The organism is Pseudomonas sp. GW456-L12 (genome assembly GCF_059424045.1).
On the sequence record NZ_JBWKZA010000022.1, the window covers coordinates 66,059 to 75,047 of the forward strand.

Genomic DNA, 8,989 nt, shown 5'->3' on the forward strand with positions numbered 1-8,989 from the left:
TTGCCCTGATGGCATGAAGCGCTGACGAATGCTTCAGACCTCAGTCAGCGGCTACAGGAAGGCGAGCTCGGCGCTGGTCGTGAGGTGCTTGAAATGGTGCTGCCACAACCGCACGCCCAACTGCCCGCTGCGGTCCAGTGACGAGCCCACGGTCAGGTCGGTGATCAGCGTTGGTTGCAGGCCGGCGTCGAACAGGGCGAAGCCGGCGGCGAGCACGCAGGTGTCGGTCTGGATGCCGCAGACCAGCACGCGGTCCGGGGCCAGGCTGCGCAGGTAGGCAATGGTGTCCGGCGTGGGGGCGTAGCCGTGCTTGATGAAGACGCGGTCGGCGGCGACCAGGCTGTGGTCATCGGCGGCGGGGCACCAGCCGAGCTGGCGAACGAAGGGCGTGCGACTTTCGTCATGGCGCTCGACGGTGGCCACCGAGGGCAACTGGCCGAGCAGGGCGTTGATGCCGTTCACCAGCCAGTCCGGCGGGTTGAATGAGGGTTGCACGTCGATGATCAGCAGCACCTGGCGCATGGGAATCCTTGAGGGAACCGGGCGGCCTATTCTGCCCGCAAACCGCCGTTGCCGCGAACGGCTTGTCTTCTGTAGGCGCGAGGCTTGCCCGCGATGAAGGATCACGGGGCACACCCGACATTCCGCGTTGCTTCTATCGCGGGCAAGCCTCGCTCCTACGGGATGGTAGGGTGCTTGTGTGTGCTTCTGTAGGAGCGCAGCTTGCGCGCGATGAACGATGACGTGGTCTTCCAGGCATTGCGCAGTATGGCCATCGCGGGCAAGCCTCGCGCCTACAGAAGAGTGCGGGTGTTTGCGTGCGATGAGCGAGGTCGCTCAAGGCTGCCAGAGGATCTTCTCGCCACTGAGCCGGCGATCGAGAAAACTCGCGGCGCTGATCAAGGCCAGGTGGGTCAGTGCCTGGGGGGTGTTGCCCAGGTGCCGGGCATGGCTGTCGAACTCTTCGGCGTACAGCCCCAGCGGGTTGGCGTAGCGCAGCAGTTGCTCGAACTCCAGGTGGGCCTGGTCCAGCCGGCCGGCGCGGGCCAGGCATTCGACGTACCAGAACGAGCAGGCGGCGAATGCGCCTTCGGTGCCGGCCAGGCCGTCGATCTGGCTGTCTTCGTTGCGGTAGCGGTAGACCATGCCGTCGCGCACCAGGGTCCTCTCGATGGCTTCCAGGGTCGCCAGCCAGCGCGGGTCGCGGGCGCCGACGAAGCGCACCAGCGGCATCAGCAGCATCGAGCCGTCCAGCGCGGTGCCGCCCCGGTACTGGACGAAATGCCCGCGTTCCGCGTTCCAGAAGTTGCTCCAGATATCGTCGTAGATCGCCTGGCGGGTCTGGTCCCAGCGGGCGAACGGCGCCGGCAGCGAGCGCTTCGAGGCGAGGCGGATGGCCCGGTCCAGGGCGACCCAGCACATCAGCCGCGAATGCAGGAAGTGATGCTGCTCGCCGCGCATTTCCCAGATGCCCACATCCTCGCCGTCCCAGCTGCTACAGACCTGATCCACTACGTCCACCACGTGCTTCCAGCCTTCGTGGGAAATCGCCTCGCCGTATTTGTTGACCAGGTACACCGCGTCCAGCAGCTCGCCGAAGATGTCCAGCTGGACCTGTTCATAGGCCTGGTTGCCGATACGCACCGGCGTCGCGCCACCATGCCCGGACAGGTGCGGCAACCGGGTTTCCGGCAACTGCTGGCGGCCGTCGATGGCGTACAGGATATTCAGCTTGGCCGGCTGGCCGCGGCAGTCGCTGACCCGCCCGCGCAGCCAGCGCATATAGGCGTTGGCCTCCGCGACGAAGCCCAGGCGCATGAAGGCGTAGACGGTGAACGACGCGTCGCGGATCCAGGTGTAGCGGTAATCCCAGTTGCGTTCGCCGCCCGGGGTTTCCGGCAGGCCGAAGGTGGCGGCGGCGAGGATCGCCCCGTGCTTGCGCGAGGTCAGCAGCTTCAGCGCCAGGGCCGAGCGGTTGACCATCTCGCGCCAGCGGCCGCGGTAGTTGGACTGGCCGATCCAGTCGCGCCAGAACTTCAGGGTGCGTTCCAGGCACAGCTCGCTGCCGCCGGTGACCAGCCGCGGATCGTCGAGCCCGCCCAGCATGAATTCGGCGCTCTGCCCCTGTTCCAGTTCGACCTCGGCCACCGCCGCCTGCCGGTCGATGCGCAGGGGCTGGCTGGCCACCAGGCGCAGCCCCGGCTGTCGCTCGGCCTCGAAGCACACGGCGTCGCCGTCCAGCCGTGCGCGGGTGGTGGCGCGGGCATAGTCATGGCGCACCGCGCAGCGCAGGCGCAGGGTGGCGCGGCCGCTGACCACCCGCACCCGGCGGATCAACAGCGGCAGGTCATCCTCGCTGTCGCCGATCGGCAGCAAATCGGTGACTTCCACCACGGCCCGTTCGCTGAGCCAGCGGGTCTGCAGCACGTTGCTGTCCGGCAGGTAGATCTGTTCGCGGCGGGCGTCGGGCAGGTCCGGCGCCAGCTGGAAGATGCCGGCGTCCGGGGTGTCGAGCAGCGAGCAGAAGATCGACGGGCTGTCGAACTCCGGCCAGCAGAAAAAATCCACGCTGCCCTTGTCGTTGACCAGCGCGGCGCTGCGCAGGTCGCCGATGATGCCGTGGGCGTCGATCGGCGCCTGTCGTTCAGTGTCAGCCATGGTCGCGAAACTCCGGGTACAGGCTCATGCCGCCATCGATCACCAGGGTGCTGCCGAGCACGTAGTCGGAGGCATCGCTGGCCAGCCAGACCACGGCGTTGGCCACATCCTTGACGTCGCCGATGCGCCCGTAGGGAATCAGCTCGAGCAGCTTGCGCTCGGCCGCGCCCTCGGTGGCCTTGCGATTGAGCGGCGTGGCGATCGCGCCCGGGGCAATGGCATTGACGCGGATGCGCTGGTGGCTGACCTCCTGGGCCAGGCTGCGCATCAGCATGTCCACGCCGCCCTTGGACGCCGCGTAATTGACGTGCCCGGCCCAGGGTATCCGCTGGTGCACCGAGCTCATGTGGATGATCTTGCCGGCGGCCCGCGACACGCCGGTGCGGATGCCCTGGCGGTTGAAAATGCGCAGGGCGGCGCGGGCGCAGAGGAACTGGCCGGTGAGGTTGACGCTGATCACCTGGTTCCAGTCCTCCAGGGTCATGTCCACTGTGGCGGCGTCTTTTTGCAGGCCCGAGTTGGCCACCAGGATATCGAGGAAACCGAAGGCTTCCAGGGCCCTGTCGAACAGGTGCTGGACCTGGTCTTCCTGGGAGATGTCGGCGCCCACGGCAATGGCCCGGCCGCCGCAGGCGTTGATGTCGGCGGCGAGCTTTTCCGCGGGCGCCGCCTGCCGATGGTAATTGAGCACCACTGAGGCCCCGGCCGCGGCCAGGGCGGTGGCCGCCGCGGCGCCGATGCCGGAACTGGCGCCGGTGACCAGAGCGACTTGTTGGTTGAGGGAGATCTGCATGATTGGTCAACCTGAAAAACTGTCGTTGACTGGTTGACTGACCTTGCAGGACAAGAGTTCAGCGGAGAATGATCACTCTTGTTTTGAACGGGATCGCTACTCGGGCTTCGAGTTCGAGGCGGTGGCCGCGGCGGCATTCAACTCTGCAAGTATCTTCTGGTGATCCATGAACTTTATATTTGGAAAACGCTTCTTTGCTATTTCCAGGATGCGAGGCTGTATATCAGCGTAGTTTTTTATTGTGCTATGGAACACCAAGTAGCAGCTGTCAGTTGCCTTGCTCATGATTTGATAGATGTCAGCATCCACGAATTCTTTCAGGCGACTATATCCAAGTTGATTTTTGTCGCCTTCGGCCAGTGTGGCTTTGAACCTTTCCTGAGCAGTTTTTTGCGCGGGCTCAAGCTTTTCTGAAACCAGTCTTGAACGCTCATTAATGGCGTTGACAGCTGCAATGTAGCTTTCTTCCGCGACAGATAACTCGAGCAGGGCCTTGCCGTGCTCTTCATGAAGAAAGCCCAGTTCGTTGAAATCAATTTCCACAATGTTCAGAGCAATCGGGCCTGCTGCCGGGGTACGTGCCCAACGGTGTTCGTTTAACTCGTTCTCTTTAAAGAAACTGTTATAAATTCCCGCGATCTTGTTCAGTTTTATTGCTATGCAGAATACGGCATTTTCTCAATGCCCTGACTTCAGAGTCCTCGAGTTTCTTGTTCTCGATGCGGGTGTTGTAGCGATAAGCAAGATAGGCCGCTATCAATACGCCAATGAGTGCGCTTGAGCCTGAAGTGAAAGAACTTACTGCGAGCTCATGAAGCCGTGGTACCTCTTTTTTCTCAATGGCCAGTTGCAGGAAGTACCAAAGATTCAATGCCAGCAGGGGCAGGATCAATCCTATGGCAATGAAAATGGAATTTTTGTTAATGAACGTGAGGGCGGACTTTATCGGACGCATGCTCTAAAAGGCTTTCTGTTATTTGTTTGTGATTGTGTGGTCGTTTTTGGGGCGGAGTACGTTCTCATGTAGAGGTATCTGTGGCAACGTGCACGATTTTGCAGAGACCTCGCAATGGCAAACCCTTATCGCGAACTGTTCAAGGCCCCCGGCAGTCGCGCTTTCGTGGTGGCGGGGATGATTGCGCGGATGCCGATGTCGATGACCGGCATCGGCCTGATCACCATGTTGGCCCAGCTCAAGGGCGGCTACGCGCTGGCCGGTGCGGTGGCGGCGACCTTCGCCCTGGCCACGGCCTTCTGCGCGCCCCAGGTGTCGCGCATGGTCGACCGCTTCGGCCAGGGCCGGGTGCTGCCGATCGCCGCCGGTGTGGGCGGCGGCGCACTGCTGGCGTTGCTGCTGTGCACCCGCTTGCAGACGCCGCACTGGACGCTGTTCCTGTTCGCTGCCCTGGCCGGCTGCATGCCGAGCATGCCGGCCATGGTCCGCGCCCGCTGGACCGAGCTGTACCGCGGCCAGCCACAGTTGCAGACCGCCTATGCCCTGGAGTCGGTGCTCGATGAGGTGTGCTTTATCGTCGGCCCGCCGTTGTCGGTGGGGCTGTGCGTGGCGGCCTTCCCCGAGGCCGGGCCGCTGGCGGCGCTGCTGATGCTGGCGATCGGCGTCACCGCGCTGGTGGCGCAACGGGCGACCGAGCCGCCGATGCATCCCCATGAGGCCCGGCACGACGTGTCGATCATCCGCTCGCTGGAGTTGCAGCTGCTGGTGCTGCTGATGATCGCCATGGGCATGATCGTCGGCGTGGTGGATGTGGTCAGCGTGGCGTTCGCCCAGCAGCAGGGGCAACCCGCGGCGGCGAGCATCGTGCTGTCGGTGTACGCCATCGGTTCCTGCCTGGCGGGCATCGCCTTCGGCGCGCTGAAACTGAATATCCCGCTGCCGCGGCTGTTCATGTACGGCGGCATCGCCACCGCCGTGACCACCCTGCCATTGCTGCTGGCGAGCAATATCTTCGGCCTGTCCCTGGCGGTGTTCGTCTCCGGCCTGTTCTTCGCCCCGACCCTGATTGTCGCCATGGCCCTGGTGGAAAACATCGTGCCGCCGGCCAAGCTCACCGAAGGCCTGACCTGGCTGGTCACCGGGGTCAGCATCGGCGTGGCCATCGGCGCCGCCAGTTCCGGCTGGCTGGTGGATGCCTTTGGCGCGCGCAGCGGCTTCTGGGTGGCGCTGGCGGCGGGGGTGGTGGTGCTGGGAGCGGCGGTGCAGAGCTGTCGTCGGCTGACCCGCAGCCAGCCGGCGGTCGCCTGAGCCTTACCAGCCGCGCCCGGAGTTGACCCAGAAGTTCACCGACAGCGAGGTGGACACCGACTGCACCTGGTGGAACCAGCCCTCGGGCAGGAACAGCAGGTCGCCGGCTTCCAGGATGATCCGCAGGAAGGTCACGTCCCGCGAGGCCGGAAAACGCTCGTAGTCCGGTGCGTCCGGGTTGACCTCGCAACCGTCGAGCCCGCCCTGGGGCGCGGTCGACCAGGTGCCCAGCGCCTCACGATGATGGGGCGCGGCGAGGATGAAGGACTTCTGGCCCCAGACCTGGGCGAACAGGTTGTCGGTGTCGTCGCGGTGCAGCGGGGTCAGGGTGCCCTTGGGGCCGATCCAGATCCGTGGCGGGATGAACAGCGAGCGGTCGAAGTAGGGCGGGTACTGGATCTGCTCCAGCAACTGCGCCGGCAGGATGTTGTTGCCCATGTAGGCGGGCGGTTCGCCGTCGACGTTTTTCGGCGCCGGGTTGTCCAGCGAGGCGATGAACTCGGCCATGGAGGTGGAGCGAAAGTCGCGCTCGGTGGAAAAGGTCTTTTTCACGTAGTCGCCGTGGCGGGTGATGCCTTGCAGTTCGGCGAAGTGCACCAGCGATTCTTCGCGGCTGAGCTGGAACAGCGGCCAGTCCTGCAGGGCATCGCTGATCACCACGGGAATGCCCTGGGGCAGGTAACGCGTCCTGAACTCCTCCACCGACAGCCCGCTGCGCGGACGCCGCTCCACCGTGCGCTGGGTCGGCAGGCCGGCCGAGACTTGTTCGCTGTAGCGCGGTGGAGTGGGGTAGCGGGTGTTCATCTCGACTTTCTTTTCCACTGCGCCACCATGCCGCGCATGGTCGATGATCTGCGGCAGCAGCGTGGCCAGGCCCATGTTGCCGCCGATCTTCAGGCGGCCGCTGGCGAACAGTTCCTCGACGTTGGCGCTGCCGCCCATGATCCCGAGAAAGTCGGCCTGGGCGACCTCGATGGTGACATCAGGCGCCGGATGCCGGCCGGCTTCGGTGCGGCTGTGCGCCTTGACCTCTGACCAGAATGCCAGCTGTGGACCGAACACGAACTGAAAGGTGCCTTCGATTCCCACGGCACCGGCATTGGCGAACAGCTTTGACAGAATGGTCTGCAAGTCCACGGCGATCTCTCTTGTTTGCGGTTTGATCTGCAGCAGAGAACGAAGGCTGTATCGGGAAATTTATGGGGACGACTGACTCAATGACGACCGGTCAAGCGAAGGGGAGCTACTGTAGGAGCGAAGCTTGCTCGCGATGAACCTGAGAACACTGCGTTTACCCAATGCAAGACGCGGTGTCGTTAACGACCATCGCGAGCAATCGAGTGTCGACCGGCTGCTCCTACAGATGGGCGTCAGGCGGGCTGCCGCACTAATTTGCCGGCCAGGTGGCACGTCCAGTCTTTACCATCATTTTTCTCAAGGGGAACACCGTGACCCAGCTGACGTTGCTGTGCCTGCCGTATTCCGGAGCCAGCGCCATGGTCTACAGCCGCTGGCGGCGCAAGCTGCCCGAATGGCTGAAATTGCAGCCGGTGGAACTGCCCGGGCGGGGCGCCCGTTATGCCGAGCCGCTGCACACCGACATGCGCGAGCTGGCGCGGCAACTGGCGCTGGAAATCCGCGCTAATCTGCGCATGCCCTATGCCTTGTTCGGCCATAGCCTGGGGGCGCTGCTGGCCTGCGAGCTGGCCCACGCCCTGCGGGCCCTAGGTTGTCCGGAACCGGTGGCGCTGTTCGCTTCGGGGACCGCGGCGCCGACCCTGCGCACCGACTACGACCGGGGTTTTGCCGACCCCAAGACGGACGAACAACTGATCGAACAGTTGCGCACCCTCAATGGCACCAGCGAAGAGGTGCTGACCAACCAGGAGTTGATGAGCCTGACCCTGCCGATCCTGCGCGCCGACTTTCTCCTGTGTGGCCGTTTTCGCCCGCTGCAGCGACCGTTGCTGAACTGCCCGGTGCATGTCCTGGGAGGCAAGGCCGACCGGGCCACCACCGAACAGTTGATTGGCTGGCGGAAGGAGACCCAGGGCAGCTTTTCCGTGGACATGCTGGCGGGCGGGCACTTTTTCATCCACGAACACGAAGCCAGGGTCCTGAGCCTGATCAAGGGCCACCTTGAGGTGCATCGTCGGCGTCACCTGCAACCGGAAACCGCGGCGGCCCTGTAGCCGCTGCCGCAGGCTGCGAACGGCCGGCACGGCCGCGGCGTTCTCAAGGCCCAGGCAGATGTATCAGCCCAACGACGTGCCCAGGCGCCAGTAGCCCATCAGGGTCAGGTTGCGGCGTTCCTGGCCGCGTTCGTTGATCAGGTGGCGGCGGATGCTCATCACCGTGGCGGACTCGCCGGCCACCCAGGCGTAGAAGCTGTTGTCGGCCGGCGTGGCGGTCTCCCAGGGGCGTTGTTCCTCGTCGCCCTCGCGGACCTTGATCGACCGGTGCGCGGTGTGGGGCGGCGGCAGCTCGGCCAGTTCCCGGGCGGCATGGATCAGGGTTTCGCCGTGCTGGGCGCCCAACAGGTCCCGCGGCAGCCAGTTGAGCCGGGTCTGGGGGTTGCAGCGCAAGTCGATGCAGTCGCTTTCGTGGGGCACTTCGATAAACGCCTGCACGTCCGGGTAATCCGGATACTCCTGCAGCTCCTCGAGAATCCCGGCAATGGCCGGCAGGGCGGTTTCATCGCCCATCAGCAGCACTTTGCGGATATCTGCCGGCGGCATCCATTCATAACCACCGGGATCGCCGCTGTAGGCCTTGTTCGGTACCACCATCTGCAGGCGGTCGCCGGGCCGGGCGTGGGTGGCCCAGCTGGACGCGGGGCCGTTGACCCCGTGCAGCACGAAGTCCACATCCAGCTCCGCCGGCAGCAGGCGCAGGGCGCGGATGGTATAGGTGCGCATCGGTGGCTGCTGCTCGGCCGGCAGCTTGCGCCGGGCGGCGTGCCAGTCACCTTCCACCGGCAGTTGCGGGACGCTGCCGTCGGCGCCGGGGAACAGCAGCTTGATGCGCTGGTCCGGGGCCAGGGTGCGGGCCTGGGCGATGTCCTCGCCGGCGAACACCAGGCGCACCAGGGACGGGCTGAGGACGATGCGCCGCTTGAGCTCGACGTTGATCACCCGGTAGCCCTTGGGTCTGGGCCGGTCGATGCCCGTCAGTTTGCGCAAGCCTTGGGTGAGGATGTCGGTCAGCGATTGAGCGGAGGACATGGGCGGGTACCTGTTGCAAGGGGGGATAAGCAAGGAACGAAGGGGGGTGGG

Annotated in this window: 9 protein-coding genes; 2 read left to right on the top strand and 7 right to left on the bottom strand. The window is 64.6% G+C overall.

The genetic code is table 11. The features are described from left to right. Window positions 1–51: 51 nt before the first annotated feature. The 5 genes from AC07Y9_RS23405 to AC07Y9_RS23425 all read right to left on the bottom strand — a co-directional run bounded on the left by AC07Y9_RS23405 (window position 52) and on the right by AC07Y9_RS23425 (window position 4,406). A complete protein-coding gene (locus AC07Y9_RS23405; protein WP_007921939.1) occupies window positions 52–522 on the bottom strand; it encodes an isochorismatase family protein in 471 nt (156 codons plus the stop codon). A 315-nt stretch (window positions 523–837) separates the two neighbouring features. Beyond that, a complete protein-coding gene (locus AC07Y9_RS23410; RefSeq protein WP_102680837.1) occupies window positions 838–2,658 on the bottom strand; it encodes a glycoside hydrolase family 15 protein in 1,821 nt (606 codons plus the stop codon). Beyond that, window positions 2,651–3,451, bottom strand: coding sequence for a glucose 1-dehydrogenase (locus AC07Y9_RS23415; protein WP_102680836.1), 801 nt, complete (start codon window positions 3,449–3,451; stop codon window positions 2,651–2,653). The genes AC07Y9_RS23410 and AC07Y9_RS23415 overlap by 8 nt, the downstream gene beginning before the upstream one ends. Window positions 3,452–3,547: 96 nt before the next feature. Then, window positions 3,548–3,994, bottom strand: coding sequence for a hypothetical protein (locus AC07Y9_RS23420; RefSeq protein ID WP_102680835.1), 447 nt, complete (start codon window positions 3,992–3,994; stop codon window positions 3,548–3,550). A 79-nt stretch (window positions 3,995–4,073) separates the two neighbouring features. Beyond that, window positions 4,074–4,406: a hypothetical protein gene (locus tag AC07Y9_RS23425; RefSeq protein ID WP_146021799.1), complete on the bottom strand. Its 333-nt coding sequence runs from the start codon at window positions 4,404–4,406 to the stop codon at window positions 4,074–4,076. A gap of 114 nt (window positions 4,407–4,520) precedes the next feature. Between AC07Y9_RS23425 and AC07Y9_RS23430 the strand changes: the two genes are divergently transcribed. Beyond that, window positions 4,521–5,714 carry an MFS transporter gene (locus tag AC07Y9_RS23430; protein WP_102680834.1) on the top strand — a complete coding sequence of 398 codons (1,194 nt, stop codon included), beginning with the start codon at window positions 4,521–4,523 and terminating at the stop codon, window positions 5,712–5,714. 3 nt (window positions 5,715–5,717) lie between these two features. Here AC07Y9_RS23430 and AC07Y9_RS23435 read toward each other — a convergent pair whose 3' ends face one another. Beyond that, entirely contained in the window at window positions 5,718–6,851 is a 1,134-nt protein-coding gene (locus AC07Y9_RS23435; RefSeq protein WP_102680833.1) for a cupin-like domain-containing protein, read from the bottom strand. Window positions 6,852–7,162: 311 nt separating this feature from the next. On the opposite strand from AC07Y9_RS23435, the gene AC07Y9_RS23440 reads away from it, so the two are divergent. Next, entirely contained in the window at window positions 7,163–7,906 is a 744-nt protein-coding gene (locus AC07Y9_RS23440) for a thioesterase II family protein (protein WP_102680832.1), read from the top strand. 63 nt (window positions 7,907–7,969) lie between these two features. Here AC07Y9_RS23440 and AC07Y9_RS23445 read toward each other — a convergent pair whose 3' ends face one another. Continuing rightward, window positions 7,970–8,938 (bottom strand): siderophore-interacting protein, encoded by a 969-nt coding sequence (locus AC07Y9_RS23445; RefSeq protein WP_102680831.1) that lies wholly within the window; start codon window positions 8,936–8,938, stop codon window positions 7,970–7,972. Window positions 8,939–8,989 lie beyond the last annotated feature (51 nt).